Raw genomic sequence first — 25,446 nt, forward strand, 5'->3', positions numbered from 1 at the left:
TTATAGTATAACATTTCTTACTTTAATCTATCTGTTAGTTTAATAACATAGGCTCTTGTTTTTCTTCATTTCACATACTTCACTATAAATACAAGACAAACAACCACTACAACAGCTACTGCCAACACATAAGGCGGAAGAAACTTCAAAGACCATAACGCCATCATGATTGTCGCAATCGTTAAGTACGCTTGCTTTGCATCTTCTGTCATTTTTTTACGAAGTAAGAAAACGTACAAATAGCCAATTGGCGGCGTAATAAAGCAAAGAACGTATATGATTTTTGATTTTAAATACCACTTTTGTTCTCCAAGTTTCTTTATATCCCCTTCAATTTTCTTACTCTCTTGTTCTCTCACTTCTTCTACAAGCGGGACTTCCTCTTCTCCTCGCTGTTCTTTCATATAAGGAAGAAAGTGCATAAAAAAATAATATGCGAATACGAACGCTCCAAATCCAATATTTAATCTTTCTAATGGAATATGTTCACTAAAAAAAGCAGCAGTAAGCACTAAAGACAAACAGTACGTCATCATCCAAAATGAACGTTTTCTCTTTTTCCGTTCCATTTCTTTTTTGCCTTGTATATCTTTTCTTTTCGAAAGCCATATAGAAATAAAGCAATCTACTACAAATAGAGCAAAAATAAATATCACAACGTGTACTGTTTCTACATCCTCAAATGAAAAGATATTTGGGAATGCAACATGTAATACAATTAATGTGTACAAAATTAGCCCTATAAAATAAATACGTCTCATTTTCCATCCCTTTCTTATTTCCTAACATTACGTTAACATACATTTTTTAGAAATAGACGGACAAAATATATATAAAAAAGGAGGATGCTACATGGATGATTCTGAACGTATTATTTTAGATGTGAATGGGAAAGAAATCGAAATGTTAGATACGATTCGTACACATTTTAAAGAGACACATGGAATTGAACTAAGTAACGGTGCATTACTGCGAGATTTGATGGATATTGAGTATATTCGAATTACGGAAGATCGACATAAGTATGATTAAAAGAAAAACGACTGCAGGCGAATGCCATCAGTCGTTTTCTTTCTTTATTTAAGCTCTTGATGCTTCCCGCCCATACCACCTGGCTCATTGCTATCTTGGTGTACAGTTAGTTTATTTGTTTTCGCATCTTTTAAAACTCTATATGTATATGATTCATTTGGTTCATCTTTAAACTGCACATTCATACCATACGAATCCATTTTGCTATAAAAGGCCGGTTTTATATATAAAATATCACTTTCTTTATATCCTTTATCTTGCAAATGCCACATCATTGCGATAATTGCTTCTTCTCGCTTTTCTTTTTCACCAACATACATATATTTGTCCAAAAGAAACACTTTAGCATTTGCAATTAAGCTAATTAACAATACAATGATAAACACTATTTCTTCATAGATTCCCCCTAAATTGTTATTTTTTACTACATTGTAACTTAAATGCTAGTAAAAAATAAAGTACGCCAGACTTTAATAGACTGGCGTACTTCCCAACTCAATTCTTAATAACTTCTTTCGTTAACCCCTTCGCCTTCTCCAAAGCGTTTTTGATTTGCTCAAACCCTGTCCCACCAGCACTATTACGGCGCTTTACAGCCGCATATGGTGAAAGAACTTCATACAAATCTTCTTCAAATAAAGAGCTCATTTCTTTATATGTTTCAAGTGGGACATCTAATAAATAAATTCCTTTTTGTGTGCAATGTAGAACTAACTTCCCAACAATTTCATGAGCTTGACGGAATGGTAGTCCTTTGTTCGCTAAGTAGTCCGCAATTTCTGTTGCGTTAGAGAAATCTTGGGTCACAGCTTGCCCCATTTTTTCTTTGTTTACAGTCATCGTTTCCAGCATGCCTGCCATAATATGAAGGCATCCTTCTACTGTTTTTACTGTATCAAACATTCCTTCTTTATCTTCTTGTAAGTCTTTATTGTACGCGAGCGGTAATCCTTTCATTACTGTAAGTAAACTGAATAAATTACCGTATACTCTGCCTGTTTTACCGCGGATTAGTTCCGCCATATCCGGATTTTTCTTTTGCGGCATAATACTGCTTCCCGTTGCGTATTGATCGCTCATTTCAATAAATTGAAACTCTTGGCTACTCCATAAAATAAGTTCTTCGCAAAAGCGTGATAAGTGCATCATGAGCATAGATGAGTTACTTAGGAACTCCAATATGAAATCACGATCGCTTACTGCATCTAAACTATTTTCATAGATTCCATTAAATCCAAGAAGCTCCGCACTATATTCACGATCAATCGGGAATGTTGTCCCAGCTAACGCTCCTGCTCCTAATGGCGAAATGTTAATACGCTTTAACGAATCTTCATAACGATTCACATCACGCTCTAACATCCAAAAGTAAGCAAGAATATGATGTGCAAATGATATAGGCTGCGCACGTTGCAAGTGCGTATAGCCAGGCATAATTGTTTCAATATTATTTTCTGCTTGATGAACAAGAACAGTTTGCAATTGTTTTGTAGCTTTTATAATATCTTCTACCTTTTCTTTTATATACAAATGCATATCTGTTGCCACTTGGTCGTTACGGCTTCGGCCTGTATGAAGTTTCCCTCCCACTTCACCGATTTTTTCAATTAACATCTTTTCAATGTTTAAATGAATGTCCTCAGCTTCAACTGAGAAATGTAACTTATTTTGTTTCGCTTCTTCTAATAAATATTGAAGACCTAGCTTTATTTTCTCGGCTTCTTCTTTCGTAACGATCCCTTGCTTTGCTAGCATCGTTACGTGTGCAATACTCCCATTTATATCTTGATTGACTAATTGTTGATCGAAGGAGATGGACGCTCCAAACTCTTCAACCCACGCTTCCGCTTCTTCTGTAAAACGTCCGCCCCAAAGTTTGCTCACGCTTCCACCTTCTTTTGATTCACTTGACTGTATACTTTCGTCGGTAAACCGAATAATGAAATGAATCCAACTGCTGCATCATGATTAAATTCATCCTGGGCAGTATACGTAGCTAATTTCTCATCATATAACGAGTATTCAGATTTACGCCCTTCTACAATCGCATGACCTTTAAATAATTTCACACGCACTGTACCTGTTACATGCTTTTGCGTTTCTTGTAAAAATGCATGAAGCGCTTGTTTTAAAGGAGAGAACCATAAGCCATTATAAATAAGTTCCGTTATTTTCTGTTCAATCACCGGTTTAAAATGTGCTACTTCTTTCACGTGTGTTAAATCTTCCAACTCTTTATGCGCTGTAATTAACGTCATTGCTGCTGGGCATTCGTATACTTCACGAGATTTAATACCGACAAGACGATTTTCTACGTGATCGATACGTCCAACGCCATGTTTTCCAGCAAGGGCATTTAACGTTTTAATTAGTTCTGACAGTAAATATGAAGTGCCATTTAAAGTCGTCGGTACTCCTGCTTCAAATCCAATTTCTACAAACTCTGGTTTATTCGGTGTATCTTCTAATGCTAATGTCATTTCGTATGCATCTTCTGGCGGCGCTGCCCATGGATCTTCTAAAATTCCACATTCGTTGCTGCGTCCCCATAAGTTTTGATCGATTGAGAATGGGCTATCTAAATTAATTGGAATTGGTACATCGTTTTCTTTTGCATATGCAATTTCTTCTTCACGTGACCACTTCCATTCACGTACAGGCGCAATCACTTCTAAATATGGATTCAATGCTTGAATAGAAACTTCAAAACGAACTTGGTCATTCCCTTTCCCTGTACATCCGTGTGCAACTGCAGTTGCGCCTTCTTGTACTGCGATTTCTACTAATTTTTTCGCAATAAGTGGACGAGATAATGCAGAGACAAGAGGATATTTCCCTTCGTATAACGTGTGTGCTTGCATCGCCATCAATGCATATTCATTCGCGAATTCTTCTTGAACATCAATCATATACGATTTAATTGCACCTACTGAAAGTGCTTTTTCTTTTACAAACGCTAAGTCTTTTCCTTCCCCTAAATCTAAACAAAGCGCGATAATATCATAATTCTTCTCTTGTAACCATTTAATTGCAACGGAAGTATCAAGACCTCCGGAATATGCTAATACAACTTTTTTCTTCTCCATTTTACATCCCCCTAAAGAATAAATATTCATTATTTCTTATAATAATTCAAACTTTAACACCTTTCATAAAATGAATCAAGGGGAATTCATAATTTTTTTCAAACAATTTCGTCGAATTTCTTTCTTTTTTTATGTAAAATAGAGGCAGGAAATTGGAGGTGTGTCTATGGAAAAGTATTTTATATACAATGAACATCTAGGAATTGCAGTGCCAAACATACAAGAAGAATGGGAAGACATCTCTGAAAAAACACAGCATGGTATTTTATTAAAATGGGAGCAAATTCGCGGAAAAATACCTGATCGTATAAAAGAGCTTGAACATTACATTAATCAAAAACAACATCGTTTAAATAACGAAGATAATTTTGAAATTTCCTGTAGGCTTAATTCTGAAATAGCTGATTTAGCCTCTATTATTAACGACCTTTGGCTTTGGTATCGCCTCACCCAAAATGTATCTGAGGGAAAAGCACACCAATGAAAAAAGCATGCCCCTCATTCACTTTGGGTCATGCTTTTTTGTCGTAACAAGCTTTGCAATATATTTCTTGCGCCGTTTTTGCTAAACATACATCAAACGGACCTACTAATATACTTCTTTCTTTCGGCAACTTCACAAAAGCAACTAGCTCTTCTTCATATTCAATCTTTTTCTGACATGAAACGCATTTTAATTCTCTTCTTTTAAACATGTCTTTTAGCATATCTCCACTCTCCCTTTCATCTATCTATATTAATATAATATGTAAAAAAATGACACATTACAAAGTAAGATATTCATATACTATGTACAAAAGGAGGCCTCAAAATGATGCGAGCTTTCATTATTATCGCTTTAACATTTTTAAGTGTGATTAGCTGGGATGCATTTTTTAAAGATAAAGGTGACGAAAACAATACAACTGAATAAAAAACCATCTTTGCTTACTTATTGGACAAACTTCTAAAAACTGTCCAATCCTACAAAATAACTTAGGCTTTTCTACAAAAATATTTAAACATAACAATTTTTGTAGATTCCCTCCGTTTATTGTCGGTTTCCATCCGCATACATTTTTTGAAAGTATGATATAATAATATAAATCTTGAAGGAAGGGATTTTGATATCATGATCGCTCGAAGGAGCATGTGGCATCGTATTGACGAATCATACACGTAGCGTATTTTTCAGCTCAGATACTTTAGTCTAGCGAAAAAAATACGAGAGTGGGGAAATTATGATTGCCCGAAGGATAATTTGGCAAAAAAAAGACTCTTCTTACACGTAGCGTTTTGTTTAGGACTTAATTGTTATTAGCTAAACAAAACAAAGAAGAGCAGGATTGCTAAATGACGAATCCTACTCCACGTTTTGTTTAGTCGTTTTAAGACTTAAACTAAAACGAAGGTAGGGAGAATTGATGGACGAGAGGATTATTCGTTATTTCTTCAGCGACATATAGCGTAGTTAGTTTTTTCGTAAACTAACTGAAAGCTACATGTGAGCTCGTAGTTAGTTTACAACACAAAAAGGACTACTAACTACGGAAAGAAGGAATAACGATGAGGAACATCCAAAGTCGACAAATTATTAAAGAAGTTTTTATGGTTTTAATCGGTTCATTTATTTTAGCGGCAGCGCTATATCACATTCACTTCCAAAACCACTTAACAGAAGGTGGATTTGTAGGTATTGCACTATTCATCCAAAATTTTTATGATATTTCACCATCTATTTCAACTGTAATAATGGATATCCCAATTATTTTACTGTGCGCTTCATTTTTAGGTAAAAAAATGGTTGGCTATTCATTTTTAGGTTCAATTTCATTCGGAGTATTTTATTCCCTTATGGAAAATTATTCTCCATTTACGGTAGATTTATCAAACAATTTATTTATAGCTGCAATAGTTGGCGGTGCTTTAGCTGGTATTGGACTCGGTTTTATATTGCGATTTGGCGGTGCAACCGGTGGAGACGATATTTTAACAATTGTATTAAGTAAACGAACTCGTTTTACAATTGGGCAAATTTTCTTCGTCTTTGACGCGATTGTTCTTGCGCTTTCATTATATTATTTAAATTGGACAGAAATTGCTTTTACTATTCTTTCAATTGCCGTACAGGCAAAAACATTGGATTTAATTTATTATCCAAAAGCAGAAAAAGCAGCAGAAAAGCAACCAGTATCTATTCCAATGACCAAAAAACATGCAACAAATTAAAAAAGCGAAAGGCTTCGGCCTCTCGCTTTTTTTATGATTTTTTTTCTTTCTCCATTATGTGGCGCACTTGATAAAATCGATTGGCAAATTCAGTAACATTTCTTGTTAAACGATAATTTACTGTAGATCCAATTGCCATTCCGATGACTGGGATACCTTGGAATAATTTACGACGAAGAGCATAAATTGAAAATGTTTTCAAAATTTGCTTTAACAAAACTTCGGTAGAGGCTGTTTGTAACACTGCTTCGTCTCCTTCATAAAAGAACGAATCTTCTTGCTCCAGCTCTCGTAGCAAGTTGTACCAAGCGTATTGCTGAAGTCTTCCTGGCAATAATGACGCATGAAACACCTTTAACGCCAGCATCATTTCATAAGGCTTGTTCACATCATGCCCAAACGATGTTGCAATAAGTTGGACAGCCTTCACATTTAACGCAATCATAACCGGAAAATCAGCTGTCAATAATAATAATCCTCCAGCACCCGTTGCTCCGCCTTGCACGAATGAATATAGACGATGACGTGCTGTTTGTTGCTCTGCTATGTATGTTAACTGATCAATAGATAATGCTTTCAAATCTTCAAGTTGTTCAATTGATTCATTAAATAATCTTGATGTTCCTAAAATACGATTACGTGCATCTAATTGTGATTGTGAACTTTGAATCAGTGCATGCAAATGAAAAAGCCATCCATCTGCTTTCGTAAAGAATTCTTTTCGTTTTTTCTCAGGTAATTTCGCAACTGTAGTATGTAACCATTTATCAAACACTTTTTGAAAATCGGTCGCTTCTTGCTCAACTAATTGCGCTTCCCATTCCTTTATATTGTCTAAAATGGCTTGTTCTCGCTTCGATCGCATCGTAACAACCACCTCGTTCGATTTTTTTCTATTGTAACATATTTCTGCTTATTCTTTGCAAATATGCTTGTCTATCTCCATTCACATACCATTTTTTAATGACATAAAATATTAGCAAAAAGGATGAGATGAATCACATGAATCTATCCAATATAAAACAAAAGTATAATGCTGTATTTAGCTTAGGACAAAACTGCTGGCCTGCTTGGGCTTTATATCAACTAGGATTATCTCCATTTTTTGGCGTTATTGATTTTATGCTAAGTCCTTCATTAGAGAAAGTAAATTTATTATTACAAAATCGCTTTCACCGTTTTTTAGAATTAGAAAATTTGTCCTTCATCTCATTTTGGGATGATGATGCGAAATTAAGACTACGAGACAACATTTATGAAATTGACTCCTGCCATGACTTTAAAACAGATGTAAATACACCAACTTCTTGGCCTTCTTATACAGATATTAAATTAAATTATGAGCATCGGATTAATCGTTTTCTAACTACAGTAGAAATGGAAGAATCCATATTGTTTATTCGAACCGGGGGAACATATGAAGAAGCACTTTTTCTTGAACAAATTTTATCTCAAATGGTCAAGCATAACTTCTCCGTCCTTTTATTACTTCCTGCCGATGTACCAACTATCACTGAAGAAGATTGGGGATTACAAAACATTTGCGTTATAAAATGCCCAGTGATGGATATATACCAGTACAATGAAGCATTTTGGAAAGAACTATTAGACGGTATTACAATTAGCTCAACAACGTGAAATAAAAAGGTGATTTTCTCTATATTTCAACTTATAATTATCCACATATAAATGAATAAGGAGCGATCATATTCATGTACCCACGTGCAAAATCCTTTGGTATTGTTATACATCACAATCGACTTCTACTACAAGAATATAATATAGACAATGAAACCTATTACCGTCCTCTTGGTGGATCAATTGAACTCGGAGAAAAATCAGATGAAACAGTTATTCGAGAGTTTAATGAAGAGCTTCATACAGAAGTAGAAATTATCGATTATTTAGGTTGCTTAGAAAACATCTTTCATCTAGATGAGGAAATTGGTCATGAGATTATTCAACTATATTCTTTGCGTTTATTAGATAGATCACTATATGAAATGGAAATAGTGAATATACAAGATGAGCAAACGGCGTCATATGCAAAATGGGTTCCCATTACTGCATTCATTCAGAAGGAAAAATTATTATATCCAGATGGAATTTTAAAATATATTAAAAAGAAAAAAGACGAAATCCTATAGGATCTCGTCTTTCTTTTCATATATTAACCAATATCTCCAAGACGTAGTACGTCACGAGCAATCATAACTTCTTCGTCAGTTGGAATTACGATAATTTTTACTGGAGAGTGAGGGAAGCTGATGAATGCTTCTTCACCGAATACGTTATTGCGTTTTGCGTCGAAGTATACGCCCATGTACTCAAGGCCTTCTAATACGCGCTCACGAATAATTGCACTGTTTTCACCTACACCAGCTGTAAAGATGATAGCGTCAACGCCTTTCATACGAGCTGTGTAAGAACCAATGTATTTATGGATACGGCTTACGAACACGTCAAGTGCTACTTTCGCACGGTGGTCGCCTTCTTCTTCTTTCGCAATGATGTCACGTAGGTCACTAGAGTAACCAGTAAGACCTAACATACCACTCTTCTTGTTTAATACGTTAACTACTTCTTCTACAGTTTGGCCTGTTTTTTCCATGATGTATGGAATTAACGCAGGGTCAATGTTACCAGAACGTGTACCCATTGTTACACCAGCAAGTGGAGTGAAGCCCATAGAAGTATCGATAGACTTACCGCCTTCTACTGCTGCGATACTTGCACCGTTACCTAAGTGACAAGAAAGTAGGCTTAAGCTTTCAATTGGACGACCTAATAATTCAGCCGCACGCTCAGTTACGTATTTATGAGAAGTTCCGTGGAAACCGTATTTACGGATACCAAATTTCTCATAGTACTCATACGGTAAGCTGTATAGGAATGCAGATTCCGGCATTGTTTGGTGGAATGCTGTATCGAATACTGCTACTGCTGGTACGTTTGGTAATACTTCTTGGAATGCTTTAATACCAACAAGGTTTGCTGGGTTGTGAAGTGGTGCTAAATCGCTTAATTCTTCGATTTCCGCTAATACTTCATCAGTAATTAAAACAGAATCCGCAAATTTTTCGCCGCCGTGTACAACACGGTGACCGATACCGCCAATCTCATCAAGAGATTTTACGATTCCATTTTCAGTTAATTTGCTAAGAAGCATGTTAACTGCTACTGCGTGATCTGGGATGTTTGTAATTTCTTTTTGTTTTTCGCCATCTACAGTAATAGTGAAGATACTATCTTCTAAACCGATACGTTCTACTAAACCTTTTGTTAATACTGTTTCACTTGGCATTTCAAATAATTGGAATTTTAAGGAAGAGCTTCCTGCGTTAATCGCGATGATTTTTGACATCTAGTCTTTCGCCCCTTTTTCTCTTGGTAGTTGTGTGGATCATTCCACAAACCGCTCGATTTTATCTAATTAAATTCACTCACTATGAAAACGTTTCATCATCAGTAAATTTTATACTCACGATTTTAATTTAAACATCGTCCGACATATATTTCAAGTGAAAAAATTGTAACACCAAGAAAAAAAATATATTACAGATTTCAAAAAAATTCAGTTAAATCTTGTATATATTAAAAAATATGACATATTCTATACAACTGTACTACATTAATCACTAACCCTGTTACATATATATGGTGTTACTTTTGTGTTGCAAACCAAGTATTTAATTGATCCATAATGTTCTCCATAGCCTTCATATTAGAGAATTTAGGTAATTCCACTAGTAGTGCCTGTTTCGGCATTGTTACACCTTGGCCTTTCTTTTGGAGAACAAATATACTTTTTGCATTTTTCTCGTTTTTAAACATGGAAACAGGTAGCTGTAACAAACCTTGAATAAAGCATGTTTCTTTAATAAATGCATGTAGTTTCGGCGCTTGATCACTTTCAAAAATAAAGTTTGGTACTAAGAAGAATAAATACCCGCCTTCTTTCGTATGTTTCACACTTTGTTCAATAAATAAGTGATGCGCATATGACATTCCTTGATCTGCTTTTAACTTATATTCACTCGCACTGATTTCGTTTGGATAATAACCAATTGGTAAATCTGAAACGACTGCATCAACTGGATCAATATAAAGTGGTGCTAGTCCATCTTGATGGAAGAATTCGATTCCATGCTTTTGTAAATTTGCATTTACTAAAGCAAGTTTAATTAGCACTTCATCCACTTCTACACCAAATCCACTCATTGCTAGCTCTTCTTTAGCGCTATTAAATACTGTAGTCATTAAATTACCTGTTCCAATTGCAGGATCTAAAACAGTAATTTCTGTTTTGCCTTGCATAAATTTATGGAATAAGTAGCTCATGAACATTCCAACTGCATCTGGCGTCATTTCGTGATTTGCTTGTACGCCCTCTTTCATTCCTTTTAAAATGGCTAGCTGAAATGCTTTACGAATTTCTTCACCTTTATATGTTTCTTCATTAAACGTACTATATTCACGATTCAACCTTTCAATTGTTGATTCGGATAATTCCTCTTGTAAAATCGCACCTTCAAACAAGTTATCACCTGTTTCTACAAGCGCCTCTAAATATGTTACATCTAATTCTTTACGTAAAACTACCGTAGAAGAATCAAAAATAGAAAATAATGTTTCCACTGTCTGACTCACGTACATTCCTCCTTCTCTCTTTTACACATAACTTATATCATACCACAAAGTGATTTTTTCCAAAAAGAAAAAGCGACCTCCTGTAAAGAGCTCCCTTTCAAGTTATGTATGATATAACATTTTTTCTCATCTATCGTTACCATTCGCAGCAATAGATGAGAAAAAACGACCTCTTTATAAGAGGTCATTTCCTTCCTATTACTTTGCAGATTTAGCTGCTTCTAATGCTGCTTCATAGTTTGGATGGCTTGTACCTTCGCTTACGTATTCTGCGTAAACTACTTTGTCATTGCTATCTACTACGAATACTGCACGAGCAAGTAAACGAAGTTCTTTCATTACTAAGCCGTAAGCTTCACCGAATGAAAGGTCACGGTGATCAGAAAGTGTTACAACATTTTCTAAACCGTTTGCTGCACACCAGCGTTTTTGAGCGAATGGTAAGTCAGCGCTAATTGTTAATACTTTCGCGTTTTCAATACCTGCTGCATCTTGGTTAAAACGACGTGTTTGTGCATCACATACACCTGTGTCGATTGAAGGTACAACACTAATTAATTTTACTTCGCCTTTGTATGTTTCTAAACTTACTGGAGATAAGTCGTTTGCTAATACTTGGAAGTTTGGCGCTTGATCGCCAACTTTAACTTCTGTTCCAACTAAAGTCATTGGATTACCTTTAAAAGTTACGTTTGCCACTTGAAAATCCTCCCTTATTTAAACAAAATATGTACAATGTAAATGATAGTTTGTCCCCATCGATAATGCAAATAAAATCGCTTTATTTACAAAAAAATTAAAGAAGCTAATCCATTGATTAGCTTCTTTATTCGTTAAATTTGAAATTCAGGATCATCTTCTTTTCGTTTATCCATCATTTCTTTCACTTTATCAACAGCTTGTGGTGCTAATTCAATTATTTTATCAATGACGTGTGTCTGCTTATCTAAGTGTAATACTTTCACACCATCTCCATTTATAACAAGAAAGGCAACAGGATTAATAGAAACTCCTCCACCACTTCCCCCGCCAAATGGATGACGACCTGAATGTTCTACTTTACCAAATTCACTTCCACCAGCAGCAAAACCAAAGCTTACTTTCGAAACAGTAAGAATTACACTTCCATCTGCTGCTTTAATTGGATCACCAACAATTGTATTTACATCAGTCATTTGTTTTAAATGCTGCATTGCGGTTGTCATTAAACCTTGAATTGGATGGTCCACTCTATATCCCCCCTATGCTTGAACAGATTTTTCTGTCATACCAGATTTTTGCTTTCTCATAAACATGAGTAATTTGAATCCTGTTTTTATAGCACGAAATATACGAAAAGATGCTGTTAACTCGCACCTTGATGCAAATCCCTTCCCTTGAAAAACAGGGATAATTTCAAATTCTGGTACATCGACAATATGCATATATTGTCCTATAACTCCAGCAGCCATTCCTTTTGTCCCCCATGCATATCCAGTGACAATTCCAGTACTAGCTGCGTCGCCTGCTCCAATTTGCGTATGCCATTTCCAACCATTGATTTTCACTCGTTTGAGAAAATCTTTAACGATAGTATGAACTTTTTGAAGCCTTTTTATCAGTTCCCCGATGCTGTCAAGTTGCGCCATAATTTTATTATCTATTCCGCCGTCCTTCTCAGCTTTTTCGATTTTCTGTCCTGTCTTTTTCTGCTGTTTTTCAATTCTTTCCAACACATCAAATGTATATCGAATCATCCATATTTTCACTTGAAACAAACATTGCTTTTCCATTTCTGAATATAAAAATGTCACTTTAAGCTTTATTTTCGACAATAGTATAAGCAAAATAAAAAGGAGAAGAATTATTATTCCAATTACGAGCCACTTCATACGTATCATCCTTTCACTCCGTACCCATTATCGACAAGTTTATTCATCATTAAACAGAGTTCCGTAAGATTGAATATAAAAATTTTTCTAAAAATAAAAAGGTATTTTGACAATTTATATCGAAATATATTATTTGAACATATCATCAGGGAACGGACTCTAATGATATGTAGCACGAAAAACAGAAAATTTAACTGCAGTGGAGGGATACATAATGGCAGATCGTCGCAATTTATTTTTCTTTTATGGTGATGACAAAGCAACGCTCGTTGAAAAGATGAAACCAATCTATCGCATTTTAGAAGAGAATGGATTTACCATATTAGATCAACCAAAAAATGCAAACGCTATCGTCAGTGTTGGAGATGATGCAACTTTCTTACAAGCCGTTCGTAAAACTGGTTTTAGAGAAGATTGCTTATACGCAGGGATTTCTACGAAAGATGAAATTTCTTTCTACTGTGATTTCCACATTGATCACGTTGATACAGCCCTTCAAGAAATTACAAAAAATGAAATTGAAGTGCGAAAATATCCAACAATTCAGGTAGATGTAGATCACGGTACATCTTTCCATTGTTTAAATGAATTCTCATTACGTTCTAGCATTATTAAAACATTCGTTGTAGATGTTCACGTTGATGATTTATATTTCGAAACATTTAGAGGTGACGGTTTAGTTGTTTCTACCCCAACAGGAAGTACAGCTTACAATAAATCATTACATGGTGCCGTTGTCGATCCGCTTATCCCATGTTTCCAAGTAAGCGAACTAGCATCTTTAAATAACAACACATACCGTACGCTCGGTTCACCGTTCATCTTAAACCACGAACGTACACTAACTTTAAAACTTAAACCAGACGGTAACGATTATCCTGTTATCGGCATGGATAACGAAGCGCTTAGCATTAAACAAGTTGAAAAAGCTGTTGTACGCTTAAGCGATAAACAAATTAAAACAGTAAAATTAAAAAACAATTCCTTCTGGGAAAAAGTACAGAGAACATTTTTATAGTATTAAAATAACCGCAAAATTATGGGGATCCCATAATTTTGCGGTTATTTATTTATCCCGATTGGCGCGGCCAACAATCTCTCGCTATCCGGTCGCTATTCTTGTCAGTTTTTGTCGGTAAGTCGATATATTCCGAAAATCGCTGATATATTTTTACGCATCTTTTCTATAGGCAACCTGGCCATCAATGACGGTCATTTCCGCTTGTACTTCTTTTATTTCTTCTGCCTCTATTTCAAATATGTTTCGATCTAATATCGTAAAGTCTGCTTCATATCCTTTTATAATTTGTCCTCGCTTCGCTTCTTTTCCTATTGCATAAGCACTTCCTGTCGTAAATAAAGAAACAGCCTCATATGCCGTTAATCTTTCCTCAGGCATATAGCATACACTGTCAATAAAACTTCTACGTGTAACAGCGCTATATATGCCTAAAAACGGATTCACTTGTTCAATAGGAGCATCTGAACCACCGTTGCAATGTAAGCCTGCGTCCAGTAACGTCTTCCAAGCATACGCGTAACGAAGACGACGCTCGCCTAGTTTTTCAATGACTGATGGAAAATCTGATGAAACAAAGACCGGTTGAATATCAATAATAGCTGGCAAGTGTTTCACTCTTTCAATCAACTCTTCACGAGCTAGCTGGCAATGAATAATACGGTCACGCACCCCTTCTGCTGGTGGATATAATTCGAGTGCATCAATGACATATTCAAGCGATAAGTCACCTATAGTATGAATGGCAACTGACATATGTAAATCACGTGCTTTTTTCACTAAACATGCAAGCTCTTCACGTGAGAAAATCGCAACTCCATTTGTTTCCTTCGCATCTTCATACGGTTCACTTAATAAAGCAGTTCTTCCGCCAAAAGAACCGTCAGAGAAAATTTTCATCGCACCAAATTCAATATAGTGCTCATTTTCATATTCTTTTCTTTCATTTGCTACTTCATGATGAACGAGTAAATGCGCTTTAAATGGCATTTCTTTTATAACGTAAGAAAACGCATTATACGTTTTTCTAAAACCACCATAATAATTTAAATCTTCCGTATGCCCACCAACGATTCCGTATTGCCAGCAGTCTTTAATCGCTGTTTGCAAAGCTCTTTGTAAATAAGCTTCATCAATTTCAGGCTGAACGTGTTTCATTAATTCTTGTCCTTGTTCATATAAAAGCCCTGTTAACTTATTTGATGCATCCCGGCCAATTTTCCCGCCTTTCGGATCTTGCGTCTCTTCTGTTATGTTCGCTTCTTGCAGTATGTATGAATTCACCCATGTAACATGACGACAAACTCGTTTTAATAAAATGGGATGTTCTTTCGAAATTGCATCTAAATCACGTGCGTGAACATCTTTCGTATCTGTAAAGTTATTTTCATTCCAGCCTTCTCCGATAATCCAACAACCTTTTGGCGCGTCTTCTACTTGCTTCTGAACAAGAGTAAGTACTTCGCCATAAGATGTACAATTTGATAAATCTAGACGGAGTAACCTCTCTCCATGCCCAATAAGATGCATATGACTATCAACGAGACCTGGAATCATCGTTTTGCCTTCTAAATCGTGCAATTTAACCGTAGTAGCATATCGGTCTTCTAACTCTTCTTTACTCCCGACATCAACGATCACACCGTTTTCAACATAAACAGCGTCTACTTTTTCATTCTCTTCTCGCATCGTGTAAATGGTGCCGCCATACCAAATTTCTCCCATATGCTCATCCCCTTTTTCCCTTTAGTCTACGAGATTAATCCGTATAAAAAAAGCACCATTTGAATTAAAAATGGTGCTTTCCCAAAATTATTTTTGTTCAGTAGTAGACGTTGTAATTTGCCATTCAATGCTAAATTTATCTTTTAGTTGTCCGTATGCTGGGCTCCAGAACGTTTCTTGAAGTGGCATAATAACTTCTCCACCCTCTTGTAACTTTTCGAATACTTCTTTTGCTTTTTCTGCATTACTAATTTGAATTGCGATTGTTACTTGAGATCCGATTGCATGCCCTTGACCTGGGAATGTATCAGAAATCATAAGGTCCGTATTACCAACTTTTAAAGTAGCATGTAAAACGCGCTCTTTCGCTTCAGCTGGAATCGGGTATTCTGGATTTTCAGGCATGTCACCAAAAGTTTGCATTACTTCTACTTTTGCGTCTAATGCCTCTTTGTAAAACTGTACAGCTTCTTGCCCACTACCATCTAAAACTAAGTACGGATTAATACCTAAAATCATACGGACACCTCTTTTTTTAGTTTATAAAATCGAACTTGTGTTCGTTTTTATAATATCATCGTTTTACATTTCATTCAACTATTTACTTGTCTATTTTCAAAATTATTTGGAAGGGAGCTCCATCTCTTGTTTTCTAAGTTCAATACGACGAATTTTTCCGGAAATCGTTTTTGGTAGTTCATCTACAAATTCAATTTTGCGAGGATATTTATATGGTGCAGTGAGTTCTTTCACGTGTTGTTGGAGCACTGGAATTAATGTTTCTTCGTTCTTTTCTATATTCTCTCTTAATACGATAAATGCCTTCACGACACTCCCTCGAATTTCATCCGGACTTGCGACAACCGCACATTCTCTTACGTAAGGATGTTTTACAAGTGCATCTTCAACTTCGAACGGCCCGATTGTGTAACCAGAGCTAATGATAATATCATCTCCGCGCCCTTCAAACCAGAAATAGCCGTCTTCATCTTTTTTCGCTTTATCACCCGTAATATAATAATCACCACGGAATTGCATCGCTGTGCGTTCATCATCTTTATAATATTGCTTAAAGAGGGCTGGTGTTTCAATATGAACTGCAATATCGCCAACTTCTCCTACCTGCACTGGGATTCCTTCTTCATTAACGATATCAACATGGTTTCCTGGCGTTGGTTTCCCCATTGATCCCGGTCTAATATCCATCCCTTTCATTACGCCAACAAGTAATGTATTTTCCGTTTGCCCATAGCCATCTCTTACTGTAATATCAAAGTGCTTTTGGAACGTTTCAATGACTTCTCTATTTAACGGCTCACCTGCGGATACAGCGCTATGTAACGCTTCTAAATTGTACTCAGTCAAGTCTTCTACCTTTGCCATTAATCTATACTCAGTCGGTGTACAACAAAGCACATTCACCTTATTATCGTCTAATAAATTTAAATACGTTTTCGGTTCAAACTTACCGTTGTATACAAATCCTGTTGCCCCTGAACCGAGAGTGGCTAAAAACGGGCTCCAAATCCACTTTTGCCACCCTGGGCTAGCCGTTGCCCATACAACATCATTCTCTTCAATTCCGAGCCAATTTGGGGCGCTCGTACGTAAATGAGCGTATGCCCACGCATGCGTATGAACAACTCCTTTCGGGTTTCCTGTCGTCCCTGACGTATAAGATAAAAAGACCATATCTTCTTTATCTGTTTTCGCCATTTCTAACATGTCACTTTCTGTTTCTAATGCTGTTTTTAAATTGATCCATCCGTCTACTGACTGCTCGCTCAGAACGAACTTTTGAAGAGATTCCATCGCCCCTATGTTATCAAACTGTCCGATATATGGTTCATAACTTACAATCGCTTTTACTTCTCCGTGTCCAATGCGGTATTCAATATCTTTTTTACGCAACATTTCCGAACTCGGAATTACGACAAATCCTGCTTTAATCGCAGCGATATACGTCATGTAAGCTTCAATTAAACGCGGCATCATAATAAGGAGCTTGTCCCCTTTTTGTAAGCCACTTTTTATAAAAGCGTTTCCAATTTTATTTGCACCTTGCATTAATTCAAAATATGTAACTTCTCGTCTATTCCCTTTATCATCTTGCCAAATTAAAGCAAGCTTCTCTTTATCGTCTGTATATTTCTCTATTTCTGAAACTAAATTATAAGATGGTGGTGCCAACAATTCCTCTCTCTTCATAAACATCCTCCTTTTTCTTTATGCCTCCCTTATATAATAAAGAATTTTCAGTAAATTTTGAACCCTCTTCTTTTGACAATTTTTTTATGCTTTTGTCGAAATGAATTTATACTAATACGAACAACAAAAAGAAAGAGCGGGGAGAACCCGCTCTTTCTAAGCCATTGTATATGGAATTATTTTTGGAAACCGCCTAATTGTTGCTCAGCTAGTGAAACTAGACGTTTCGTAATTTCGCCACCAACAGAACCGTTAGCGCGAGATGTTGCATCCGCTCCAAGTTGAACACCAAACTCTTGAGCGATTTCGTATTTCATTTGGTCTAATGCTGATTCAGCACCAGGAACCGCTAATTTATTTGTGCTACGTGCCATGTTATATCACCTCCTTGTGAGTATAGAGTGTGATAAATAACATGACTTCATACACATTTTAGATATGGTAATTTATGGTTTTAGAAAAGTTCTTCGAATTTTTCTTCTTCCGCTACTACTTCTACCGTTTGTAATACCATTGTTTCTTTGTTTGCTACAGCTTCTTCGATTAATGGTGTGAAATCATATTTCGCTTCAAAACGATTCGCTTTTTCACGCTTCGGCTTCGTCGCTGGGCTTGCTGGTGTGAATACTGTACAGCAATCTTCGTATGGACGAATTGAGATATCATATGTGCCGATTTCTTCAGCGATTTTAATAATTTCTAATTTATCCATCGTAATAAGCGGACGAATAACAGGATAGTTTGTCACTTCATTAATCGTATGCATACTATCTAACGTTTGGCTCGCTACTTGTCCAAGACTTTCACCAGTCGTAATTGCAAGTGCATTACGCTCCTCTGCAATCTGCTCTGTAATACGCATCATCATACGACGCATTACTGTCATAGAATAACTAGATGGAATTTCTTTATTAATCGTTTTTTGCACTTCAGTAAATGGAACAAGGTGAAGTGTTACACGTTTACAGTATTTCGTTAACTCTTGTGCTAAATCGATTACTTTTTGTTTCGCACGCTCACTTGTAAAAGGTGGACTATGGAAGTGAACTGCCTCCACAGATACGCCGCGTTTCATCGTTAAGTACGCTGCTACTGGGCTATCAATACCACCAGAAAGAAGTACCATTACTTTTCCGCCAACGCCAACTGGTAAACCGCCAGCTCCCATGTGCTCACCACACATAATATAGCTGTAACCACTGCGAATTTCTACACGTACATTCACATCTGGATTATGGACGTCTACTGTGATATCCTCTGTATTTTCTAAAATGTGCCCGCCAATTTCTGGAAGTAACTCCATCGTCTTCATTGGGAAACGTTTATCAGAACGGTGCACTGTAATTTTAAATGTTTTCACATCATCTTTTACTTGTAAGAAAGCTGCTAATGCACCTTTTTTAATATCTTCTAATTCTGATGGTACTTTCATCGCTAAATTAAACTTATGAATACCAAATACATCTTTCAATCTTTCAGCAATCGCTTCATGGTCTTCGCCATTTAACTGAATGTACATACGGTCATGTGTTGCATCGATTTTAATGTTTGGGAATTTTTTCAGTTTGAACTTAACGTTATCTTTTAATGTGCTTACAAATTTAGAACGGTTCTTACCTTTTGTCGTCATTTCTCCGTAACGTACTAAAATATATTCATATGTCATCATATTTCTTTACCTCATCACTTCATATAATTTTGGCATTGTCTCTTTTACAATACCTTCAAATTGTTTTACTTCTTCCATCGTGTTGTCTGGTGCTAGACTAATACGAATAGCGCTTGCAGCAGCTGCATGCGGTACTCCCATTGACACTAACACTCTGCTCACTTCATTCGCTTTTGAAGAACAAGCAGACTTCGTTGATACATATACACCGTGTTCTTCTAAAGCATGAACGACCACTTCCGGTTTTAAACCGACAAACGACACATTTAAAATGTGTGGTGCTGCATATGCAAGCGACGTATTAATTGTTACATCTTCCATTTCTTTAAAGAAACGTACAAGCTCTGTTTGTAAACTTTGCAAATGAGCTATCTTTTCTTTCACTTGTTCCATTGTCATGCGAAGTGCTTTCACCATCGCTACAATGCCAGGTAAGTTCTCTGTACCAGAGCGATACTTAAGCTCTTGTTGACCACCTGATAAAATCGGATCTAATCTTACGCCATCACGCACGTAAAGAAGACCTGTTCCTTTTACACTGTGGAATTTATGTCCAGATATTGAGCAAAGGTCAATATGCGAAGCATATAAATTAAGCGGTACTTTTCCTATCCCTTGTACATGGTCCACATGGAATCTTATTTTCGGATAATTCGATAATAACGTTCCAATTTCAGCAACGGGCTGAATTGCTCCAGTTTCGTTGTTCACATGAATAATTGAAACAAGAATTGTATCTTCACGAAGCACTCGCTTCACATCCTCTACCGATACAACACCATGCTCGTTAACCGGTAAATATGTTACATCAAACCCGAGTTCTTCTAATTGCTTATATGCCTCAAACACAGACGCGTGTTCAATATTTGTTGTAATGATATGTTTGCCGCGCGAACGATTCCTCATCGCTATCCCTTTAATCGCAAGGTTATTCCCTTCCGTTCCACCCGATGTGAAAATAATTTCAGAAGGTTTTACGTGAAGAAGCTGCGCTGCAATCGTTCTTGATTGTGTTAATAGACGCTCTGCCTCTCCTCCAAGCGAATGAATAGAAGAAGGATTTCCAAAATATTTCCCAGCAACCGTTACGTACGATTGAAGGGCTTCTGGATATGGCTTTGTCGTCGCACTATTATCAAAATAGATCATCGTTCTTCCCCTTTCAGCGCTATCACATCATATAATCATATCATAAATACGTGTAATTACGCTAAGACTACACAAAGGTTCCGTTTTATCCCGATTGGTGAAGGCTAGTAATCAGTGGGGGATGAATCCCCCCCACTGATTACAGTTTCACTTTATTTTGAAACGAATAACCTTACTGTATTCCGCTATTCATTATAGCAACATCGCCTTCAAAATTACACAAAAAAACAAACCCTTTATGAAAGGGTTTGTTCATTGTCTACATATTCAGCTATTTTTTGAACAACGCCAGGTTCAAGTTGCTCTAGTACAGAAGCCGCTTGTTCTAAAGCTGCATCGTATTGATATTCACGGAATAATTTCTCTGCATAATTTAAGCTTTCTGCAAGATTTTCATCATGACTGCGGTAACGGTTTCCGTATTGAATTAATTTTTCAACTAAATACGCTTGTCCAATTAACTCTTCTGTCATTTCAGCTACACCGTTAACAGTTGTGTATGCTTCTTCTAAACTGCTATTTACAGCATGCATATTTAACGGTTTTATTTCTAATTGCTCATATACAGCTTGCATTGCCATTTGCCCTCTTTGTAAATCTTCCATAATACTCTCTGGAAGACCTGGCAAATTCGACTTTTGCATAAAGCGTTTCGTTTCAAAAATTGTATTGCGCATTTCCTGCAACTTCTCACGCGCTTCAAATTCTTCTTTACGCATCGTTTGTAGCATTTCTTTATATTCTGCATGAAGTACTTTTAAAGTTTCACATTGCTCATAAACCTCTTCTAATTCCTCACGAATTATAGAGAATGCAATATCTTGTTCAGCAACGCGTAATTGCATCACTTCAAAACGTTTCATTAAAATGTGCATTTGCTTTTCAATTACTTTTTGAGACTCAATATCCTTATCTTGTAACTGATAGCTTTGTTTCACAAGTTGCGTTTCTGCTTTCGTTTCAATTGTTTCTTCACGAAGTTCTTCTAAATCTTCATAAACAGAAAGTGTTTTTTGCTCTACATAATGTCTCGCATGCACTTCTTGTTCTAGTTGATCATAAAAACCGTCTAAACGAGTTTTTAATTTTTCTACTTTTTCAGCCGCTTCCGTTATATGAAGCTCCTGTATATCCATTAAACATGTTTGTAGTTGTGTCGTCATATCGCGGACTTCTTTAGGGATTTCCAGGTAATCTAATACATAACCTTGTCTTACCATATCATTATGTCCGTGTAATAAATCTTCCAGTTGAACTGGTAACGTTGCTTGACACTCTACCAATAAATCTGGAATTTGGTGAATAATGATTTCTAAATTAGCTAAACCTTCTTCCAAACTAATAACAATTTCTCTCGCTTTTAAATAGTCGCCATTATTTGTTGCTTCTTCAAAACTATTAAATTTATTAGATTCGGCATCTAGCATCTCTTCAATTCTCTGCTCAGCTGCTCCATACATGTGTCGATGGGCAAGAACACTCTTTTTCATACTACGATATGTATCACGTAACCCTTCAATTTCCGAGCTATTTTTTTCATGGCTTTCTAACAGTTGCTGTAATTCATTTAAAATGTCTGTAATACGATTATCAGCGTCATCTAAACCACTTATGGATTCGTTCATCGCATGCTTTGCTTTGCGGAAGGAGAATTGCGAGGCGAATTTTCGCGCTTGCCCTAAATCTTTTTCAGCTTTTGGAAGAGTTGTTGATACGATTTCATCCCACTCTTCACGCCATTTACCAAACAGTTCTTCTGTTTGACCTGTCATGTTCAAATCTTTTACTCGCTTTAGTTCATCTGCTACAGGTTTATCTTTTATTTCTTGTTTCCACTGCTCCAGTGCTTCAATATCTTTATATGAACGATTTCTTATCACAAGCTCTATCATGAGCAGCACTAGAATAGAGCTTACTACAATGATAACGATCGTCAGGATAGAATCCATGCAAAAAAGCCTCCTAGTTATATCTCTTTTTTTGTCCGTTCCGTTTATGAAATGGAAGGCATTATGTATAAAAAGGGAATTCCCCTATATTTAACAACTAACAATGTACTAATCATACCATGTAATGACGTGTTTTTGACCTAGTTTTTTTTAAAATTTCATGTTTCTTTAAATGCAATTGTAATCTTTCTTAATCTTCCGCCCGCTTCACTACCTATCCTCAAATGATTGCCATAACGGGCACTCTTTCATATGAGATACGAAATAGATTTTGCGCATGAGTGGGGGTTCAACAGAAATCACATGCACATTCCCCTGCTTTACCGCTTGCTCCACTGACATTTCTGGAAGTAAAGTGATACCAAGTCCAGCTCCGACCATCGCAAGCATCGGTTCTGCATAAGAAGTTTCAAACGCAATGATTGGTTTCGCACCTATACCTTGAAACATTTTCATAATCATTTTCCTTACATCACATATTTCTGGGTACACAATTAATTTCTCATGTTCCAAACCTTCCATTCGGATTATTGTTTTCTCTTTATAAGGATGATCATTTGAAACTACACAAACAATTTTTTCCTCCCGCATTTCTTTTATATATGTAGCGCCTTCTACTACTGAATCAATGAACATCGCTTCAATCTTCCGCTCTTTAAACAATTCCATTAATACTTTCGTATGCTCAATTTTCCATTCTATTTCGAATCCATCACTTAATATATCTTTGCATTCCGATATGTAACGCGCCGCTAAACTTGGCAATATACCTATAGAGATTTTCCGTTTTTCTTGATATTTCTTCATTTCCGTTTTCACTTCATGTATTCGTTCCAAAATCGGTAACATTCTTGCTATAAATATCTCACCAGCCTCTGTTAACTCCACTCCTTGAGCAGAACGCTTGAGTAAAGTAACCTCTAAATCCGCTTCTAATCTTTGAATTTGTTTACTAAGCGCTGGTTGTGAAATATGTAAAAGCTTACTTGCCTTTGATAAACTGCGCGTATGCTTTACTTCCATAAACGATCGTACTGCCTCTAAATCCATCATATACACCTCTAACAAAAAGTTATAACTGTTATAAAAAATCGATATTTCCTTCTATAAATCATTAATCTTTATACTTATTTCATCAACTTACTATAACGAAATGTAAAGGAGAATGGTACTCTTGAACAAAAAACAAATGCTCTTCGGATCCCTCCTATGCTTACTTGCCGTAACTGCCTGGGGATTTATGTTTCCTGTAATGGCAAATGCCTTACAATTTATCGATCCGTTCTTTTTCACAACTATCCGCTACGGATCTGCAGCTATTATTTTTCTTATTTTGCTATTGATCACTGAAGGGACACATTCGCTCCGCTTAGAAAAACGAACACTTTCTTTATTCTTTTACGGAACAGTCGGTTTCGCTGGATATGGTTTTCTCGTTTTCTACGGACAACAACTTGCCGGACCTTCTGGAGCAATCCATGCAGCGATGATTCAGTCTCTCATGCCACTAATTGCCTTGTCATTACAATGGATAACAAAAAATAAGCGTCCACAAAACTACACTTTCCTTTGTATGTTCGTTGCATTACTCGGTGTTATGCTTGTCATTTCAAAAGGAAATATTCACTTATTATTTGGAGCTGCAAGTCACTTATCTACGAATATATTGATGTTATGCGGCGTTACTTGCTGGGTCATTTATACAAATGGCGGTGCTCGTTTTCAATCTTGGTCACCACTTCGATATACAACGTTAACTTGTTTGTTCGGTTCAATGTCACTCATCGTTATTGTCACTTTATTAACTTACACAAACGTCATTACTGTACCATCATTACGCACAATTGTGAGCGTTCGTTTTGAACTCTTTTATATGTCGATTATTGCAGGTGTTATCGCTGTGTTTTGCTGGAATATGGGGAATCGCTATATTTCATCTATTAACGGCATATTATTTATGAATTTAGTTCCTGTCCTTGCACTTATCGGTTCCATATTTCGAGGTTATACGGTCGACAAAATCGAAATTGCCGGAGCCTCATTAACAATTATTGCGCTATTATGTAACAATTTATGGCAAAGAAAAGAAACTACAAGAATCCCCACCTCGGTTCGTTAGGTGGGGATTTTTCACATATGAACAGCTCTTGGCCATTCCTGATACATATTCGTTTTACATAATGCTTGTTCCATCCATTGCTCAATTTCCTTCGTATACATTTCTAAGAAAAATGTTTCGGATGGAAAAGAATGTAATACTTCTGATATATACTGTGGATATAAAAACGGCATATTTATCATGCCTTTTAATTGCGTCATAAACATTGTAAAAGATACCTTTCGAAACTCTTTCTTCATTTGTCCTTCTCTAATGATTTGTTCGATATAATATCTTTCTTTAGAAAAATAAACGGTCATCACTTCACGAATTAATGTCGTATCAAGCGAAAGCTCTCTATAAAAAAAACGTGTCAGTTCCCTATTTTCAAATTGATATCGTAAAATCCCGCGCACCATTTGCACCATCACATCTTTAGCCGACAAATACTCTCTCTGTTCAAAGGACGTTTCAATCACATGAATATATCCTTCTAAAAAATCAGTAATAAGCTGCTCTAATAGGCCTTGCTTTCCAGCAAAATAGTATGAAATATTCGCTACATTCACATCCGCTCGCTTTGCAATGTCTCGCACTGATGTCCCGTCATAACCTTTCGTATTAAACAACGATATTGCCGCATCAATTACTTTTTGTTTCGTCTGCTTCATGCGCTCACTTCCTCTCACTGAACAGCTATAGTTTAAATTTCTTGACTTTTAAGACAAATTCCTTTAATTTTCTATCGACAAAGTCATGTGAAATACATCGTATTTTGCTAAT

At 36.3% G+C, this 25,446-nt stretch carries 27 protein-coding genes; 7 read left to right on the top strand and 20 right to left on the bottom strand.

Annotated elements, in window-relative coordinates; genetic code table 11:
* Window positions 1–65 precede the first annotated feature (65 nt).
* A complete protein-coding gene (locus F0362_RS22775) occupies window positions 66–761 on the bottom strand; it encodes a hypothetical protein (protein WP_149889979.1) in 696 nt (231 codons plus the stop codon).
* A gap of 91 nt (window positions 762–852) precedes the next feature.
* On the opposite strand from F0362_RS22775, the gene F0362_RS22780 reads away from it, so the two are divergent.
* A complete protein-coding gene (locus F0362_RS22780; protein WP_000342762.1) occupies window positions 853–1,032 on the top strand; it encodes a hypothetical protein in 180 nt (59 codons plus the stop codon).
* Window positions 1,033–1,076: 44 nt separating this feature from the next.
* Here F0362_RS22780 and F0362_RS22785 read toward each other — a convergent pair whose 3' ends face one another.
* The 3 genes from F0362_RS22785 to F0362_RS22795 form a co-directional block, all read right to left on the bottom strand.
* Window positions 1,077–1,433, bottom strand: coding sequence for a DUF3139 domain-containing protein (locus tag F0362_RS22785; RefSeq protein ID WP_033657292.1), 357 nt, complete (start codon window positions 1,431–1,433; stop codon window positions 1,077–1,079).
* A gap of 94 nt (window positions 1,434–1,527) precedes the next feature.
* Window positions 1,528–2,916 carry an argininosuccinate lyase gene (argH, locus tag F0362_RS22790; RefSeq protein ID WP_000041284.1) on the bottom strand — a complete coding sequence of 463 codons (1,389 nt, stop codon included), beginning with the start codon at window positions 2,914–2,916 and terminating at the stop codon, window positions 1,528–1,530.
* A complete protein-coding gene (locus tag F0362_RS22795; RefSeq protein ID WP_000412333.1) occupies window positions 2,913–4,118 on the bottom strand; it encodes an argininosuccinate synthase in 1,206 nt (401 codons plus the stop codon). Before F0362_RS22795 ends, argH begins: the two co-directional genes overlap by 4 nt.
* A gap of 166 nt (window positions 4,119–4,284) precedes the next feature.
* Between F0362_RS22795 and F0362_RS22800 the strand changes: the two genes are divergently transcribed.
* Window positions 4,285–4,602: a hypothetical protein gene (locus F0362_RS22800; protein ID WP_000417202.1), complete on the top strand. Its 318-nt coding sequence runs from the start codon at window positions 4,285–4,287 to the stop codon at window positions 4,600–4,602.
* A gap of 28 nt (window positions 4,603–4,630) precedes the next feature.
* Here F0362_RS22800 and F0362_RS22805 read toward each other — a convergent pair whose 3' ends face one another.
* Window positions 4,631–4,825 (bottom strand): hypothetical protein, encoded by a 195-nt coding sequence (locus F0362_RS22805; protein WP_000910296.1) that lies wholly within the window; start codon window positions 4,823–4,825, stop codon window positions 4,631–4,633.
* A gap of 838 nt (window positions 4,826–5,663) precedes the next feature.
* Between F0362_RS22805 and F0362_RS22810 the strand changes: the two genes are divergently transcribed.
* A complete protein-coding gene (locus F0362_RS22810) occupies window positions 5,664–6,326 on the top strand; it encodes a YitT family protein (RefSeq protein WP_001244520.1) in 663 nt (220 codons plus the stop codon).
* Between the two features lie 31 nt (window positions 6,327–6,357).
* Here the strand turns inward: F0362_RS22810 and F0362_RS22815 are convergent, their stop codons facing one another.
* The gene (locus F0362_RS22815; RefSeq protein WP_001256857.1) at window positions 6,358–7,191 is read right to left on the bottom strand and encodes an EcsC family protein; all 834 of its coding nucleotides are present in this window, start codon (window positions 7,189–7,191) and stop codon (window positions 6,358–6,360) included.
* 137 nt (window positions 7,192–7,328) lie between these two features.
* Here F0362_RS22815 and F0362_RS22820 point away from each other — a divergent pair, with 137 nt between their 5' ends.
* Together F0362_RS22820 and F0362_RS22825 are read left to right on the top strand one after the other, a co-directional pair.
* Window positions 7,329–7,964, top strand: coding sequence for a DUF1796 family putative cysteine peptidase (locus tag F0362_RS22820; protein ID WP_001054281.1), 636 nt, complete (start codon window positions 7,329–7,331; stop codon window positions 7,962–7,964).
* A gap of 74 nt (window positions 7,965–8,038) precedes the next feature.
* The gene (locus F0362_RS22825) at window positions 8,039–8,473 is read left to right on the top strand and encodes an NUDIX hydrolase (protein WP_000283516.1); all 435 of its coding nucleotides are present in this window, start codon (window positions 8,039–8,041) and stop codon (window positions 8,471–8,473) included.
* Between the two features lie 23 nt (window positions 8,474–8,496).
* Here F0362_RS22825 and ackA read toward each other — a convergent pair whose 3' ends face one another.
* The 5 genes from ackA to F0362_RS22850 form a co-directional block, all read right to left on the bottom strand.
* Window positions 8,497–9,690 carry an acetate kinase gene (ackA, locus tag F0362_RS22830; protein WP_000034585.1) on the bottom strand — a complete coding sequence of 398 codons (1,194 nt, stop codon included), beginning with the start codon at window positions 9,688–9,690 and terminating at the stop codon, window positions 8,497–8,499.
* A gap of 299 nt (window positions 9,691–9,989) precedes the next feature.
* Window positions 9,990–10,976, bottom strand: a complete 987-nt coding sequence (locus F0362_RS22835) for a class I SAM-dependent methyltransferase (RefSeq protein WP_000084373.1) — start codon at window positions 10,974–10,976, stop codon at window positions 9,990–9,992.
* Window positions 10,977–11,174: 198 nt separating this feature from the next.
* The gene (gene tpx, locus F0362_RS22840; protein ID WP_000024525.1) at window positions 11,175–11,675 is read right to left on the bottom strand and encodes a thiol peroxidase; all 501 of its coding nucleotides are present in this window, start codon (window positions 11,673–11,675) and stop codon (window positions 11,175–11,177) included.
* A 134-nt stretch (window positions 11,676–11,809) separates the two neighbouring features.
* Window positions 11,810–12,205: a GerW family sporulation protein gene (ytfJ, locus tag F0362_RS22845; protein WP_000350003.1), complete on the bottom strand. Its 396-nt coding sequence runs from the start codon at window positions 12,203–12,205 to the stop codon at window positions 11,810–11,812.
* 12 nt (window positions 12,206–12,217) lie between these two features.
* Window positions 12,218–12,856, bottom strand: a complete 639-nt coding sequence (locus F0362_RS22850) for a DUF2953 domain-containing protein (protein WP_002093186.1) — start codon at window positions 12,854–12,856, stop codon at window positions 12,218–12,220.
* Window positions 12,857–13,061: 205 nt separating this feature from the next.
* Between F0362_RS22850 and F0362_RS22855 the strand changes: the two genes are divergently transcribed.
* Window positions 13,062–13,865 carry an NAD kinase gene (locus F0362_RS22855; RefSeq protein ID WP_000785189.1) on the top strand — a complete coding sequence of 268 codons (804 nt, stop codon included), beginning with the start codon at window positions 13,062–13,064 and terminating at the stop codon, window positions 13,863–13,865.
* A 153-nt stretch (window positions 13,866–14,018) separates the two neighbouring features.
* Here F0362_RS22855 and F0362_RS22860 read toward each other — a convergent pair whose 3' ends face one another.
* From F0362_RS22860 to F0362_RS22895, 8 genes are all read right to left on the bottom strand, one after another.
* On the bottom strand, window positions 14,019–15,590 hold the full coding sequence (locus F0362_RS22860; protein ID WP_000504002.1) for an amidohydrolase: 1,572 nt from the start codon (window positions 15,588–15,590) through the stop codon (window positions 14,019–14,021).
* 87 nt (window positions 15,591–15,677) lie between these two features.
* Window positions 15,678–16,109 carry a VOC family protein gene (locus F0362_RS22865; RefSeq protein ID WP_000600354.1) on the bottom strand — a complete coding sequence of 144 codons (432 nt, stop codon included), beginning with the start codon at window positions 16,107–16,109 and terminating at the stop codon, window positions 15,678–15,680.
* Between the two features lie 102 nt (window positions 16,110–16,211).
* Window positions 16,212–17,798 carry an acyl-CoA synthetase MbcS gene (locus tag F0362_RS22870; protein ID WP_000817731.1) on the bottom strand — a complete coding sequence of 529 codons (1,587 nt, stop codon included), beginning with the start codon at window positions 17,796–17,798 and terminating at the stop codon, window positions 16,212–16,214.
* 176 nt (window positions 17,799–17,974) lie between these two features.
* The gene (locus F0362_RS22875) at window positions 17,975–18,172 is read right to left on the bottom strand and encodes an alpha/beta-type small acid-soluble spore protein (RefSeq protein WP_000124490.1); all 198 of its coding nucleotides are present in this window, start codon (window positions 18,170–18,172) and stop codon (window positions 17,975–17,977) included.
* An 80-nt stretch (window positions 18,173–18,252) separates the two neighbouring features.
* On the bottom strand, window positions 18,253–19,467 hold the full coding sequence (thiI, locus tag F0362_RS22880) for a tRNA uracil 4-sulfurtransferase ThiI (protein ID WP_000989269.1): 1,215 nt from the start codon (window positions 19,465–19,467) through the stop codon (window positions 18,253–18,255).
* Window positions 19,468–19,473: 6 nt separating this feature from the next.
* Window positions 19,474–20,616, bottom strand: coding sequence for a cysteine desulfurase family protein (locus tag F0362_RS22885; RefSeq protein WP_000638978.1), 1,143 nt, complete (start codon window positions 20,614–20,616; stop codon window positions 19,474–19,476).
* A gap of 236 nt (window positions 20,617–20,852) precedes the next feature.
* Window positions 20,853–22,565: a septation ring formation regulator EzrA gene (gene ezrA, locus F0362_RS22890; RefSeq protein WP_000377321.1), complete on the bottom strand. Its 1,713-nt coding sequence runs from the start codon at window positions 22,563–22,565 to the stop codon at window positions 20,853–20,855.
* Between the two features lie 210 nt (window positions 22,566–22,775).
* Window positions 22,776–23,615, bottom strand: coding sequence for a LysR family transcriptional regulator (locus F0362_RS22895; protein ID WP_000362577.1), 840 nt, complete (start codon window positions 23,613–23,615; stop codon window positions 22,776–22,778).
* A 124-nt stretch (window positions 23,616–23,739) separates the two neighbouring features.
* Between F0362_RS22895 and F0362_RS22900 the strand changes: the two genes are divergently transcribed.
* The gene (locus F0362_RS22900; RefSeq protein ID WP_001036045.1) at window positions 23,740–24,684 is read left to right on the top strand and encodes a DMT family transporter; all 945 of its coding nucleotides are present in this window, start codon (window positions 23,740–23,742) and stop codon (window positions 24,682–24,684) included.
* 11 nt (window positions 24,685–24,695) lie between these two features.
* Here the strand turns inward: F0362_RS22900 and refZ are convergent, their stop codons facing one another.
* Window positions 24,696–25,334, bottom strand: coding sequence for a forespore capture DNA-binding protein RefZ (gene refZ, locus F0362_RS22905; protein WP_000814925.1), 639 nt, complete (start codon window positions 25,332–25,334; stop codon window positions 24,696–24,698).
* Between the last annotated feature and the right edge of the window lie 112 nt (window positions 25,335–25,446).

Origin of the sequence: Bacillus sp. BS98 (assembly GCF_008432245.1) — a bacterium.
Lineage (GTDB): Bacteria > Bacillota > Bacilli > Bacillales > Bacillaceae_G > Bacillus_A > Bacillus_A toyonensis.

Bases quoted from the DNA above. Each gene is read 5' to 3' on its own strand.
- F0362_RS22775 (WP_149889979.1), bottom strand. From the start codon at position 761: ATGAGACGTATTTATTTTATAGGGCTAATTTTGTACACATTAATTGTA.
- F0362_RS22780 (WP_000342762.1), top strand. From the start codon at position 853: ATGGATGATTCTGAACGTATTATTTTAGATGTGAATGGGAAAGAAATC.
- F0362_RS22795 (WP_000412333.1), bottom strand. From the start codon at position 4,118: ATGGAGAAGAAAAAAGTTGTATTAGCATATTCCGGAGGTCTTGATACT.
- F0362_RS22800 (WP_000417202.1), top strand. From the start codon at position 4,285: ATGGAAAAGTATTTTATATACAATGAACATCTAGGAATTGCAGTGCCA.
- F0362_RS22805 (WP_000910296.1), bottom strand. From the start codon at position 4,825: ATGCTAAAAGACATGTTTAAAAGAAGAGAATTAAAATGCGTTTCATGT.
- F0362_RS22810 (WP_001244520.1), top strand. From the start codon at position 5,664: ATGAGGAACATCCAAAGTCGACAAATTATTAAAGAAGTTTTTATGGTT.
- F0362_RS22815 (WP_001256857.1), bottom strand. From the start codon at position 7,191: ATGCGATCGAAGCGAGAACAAGCCATTTTAGACAATATAAAGGAATGG.
- F0362_RS22820 (WP_001054281.1), top strand. From the start codon at position 7,329: ATGAATCTATCCAATATAAAACAAAAGTATAATGCTGTATTTAGCTTA.
- F0362_RS22825 (WP_000283516.1), top strand. From the start codon at position 8,039: ATGTACCCACGTGCAAAATCCTTTGGTATTGTTATACATCACAATCGA.
- ackA (WP_000034585.1), bottom strand. From the start codon at position 9,690: ATGTCAAAAATCATCGCGATTAACGCAGGAAGCTCTTCCTTAAAATTC.
- F0362_RS22850 (WP_002093186.1), bottom strand. From the start codon at position 12,856: ATGATACGTATGAAGTGGCTCGTAATTGGAATAATAATTCTTCTCCTT.
- F0362_RS22855 (WP_000785189.1), top strand. From the start codon at position 13,062: ATGGCAGATCGTCGCAATTTATTTTTCTTTTATGGTGATGACAAAGCA.
- F0362_RS22860 (WP_000504002.1), bottom strand. From the start codon at position 15,590: ATGGGAGAAATTTGGTATGGCGGCACCATTTACACGATGCGAGAAGAG.
- F0362_RS22865 (WP_000600354.1), bottom strand. From the start codon at position 16,109: ATGATTTTAGGTATTAATCCGTACTTAGTTTTAGATGGTAGTGGGCAA.
- F0362_RS22870 (WP_000817731.1), bottom strand. From the start codon at position 17,798: ATGAAGAGAGAGGAATTGTTGGCACCACCATCTTATAATTTAGTTTCA.
- F0362_RS22875 (WP_000124490.1), bottom strand. From the start codon at position 18,172: ATGGCACGTAGCACAAATAAATTAGCGGTTCCTGGTGCTGAATCAGCA.
- thiI (WP_000989269.1), bottom strand. From the start codon at position 19,467: ATGATGACATATGAATATATTTTAGTACGTTACGGAGAAATGACGACA.
- F0362_RS22885 (WP_000638978.1), bottom strand. From the start codon at position 20,616: ATGATCTATTTTGATAATAGTGCGACGACAAAGCCATATCCAGAAGCC.
- ezrA (WP_000377321.1), bottom strand. From the start codon at position 22,565: ATGGATTCTATCCTGACGATCGTTATCATTGTAGTAAGCTCTATTCTA.
- F0362_RS22895 (WP_000362577.1), bottom strand. From the start codon at position 23,615: ATGGATTTAGAGGCAGTACGATCGTTTATGGAAGTAAAGCATACGCGC.
- refZ (WP_000814925.1), bottom strand. From the start codon at position 25,334: ATGAAGCAGACGAAACAAAAAGTAATTGATGCGGCAATATCGTTGTTT.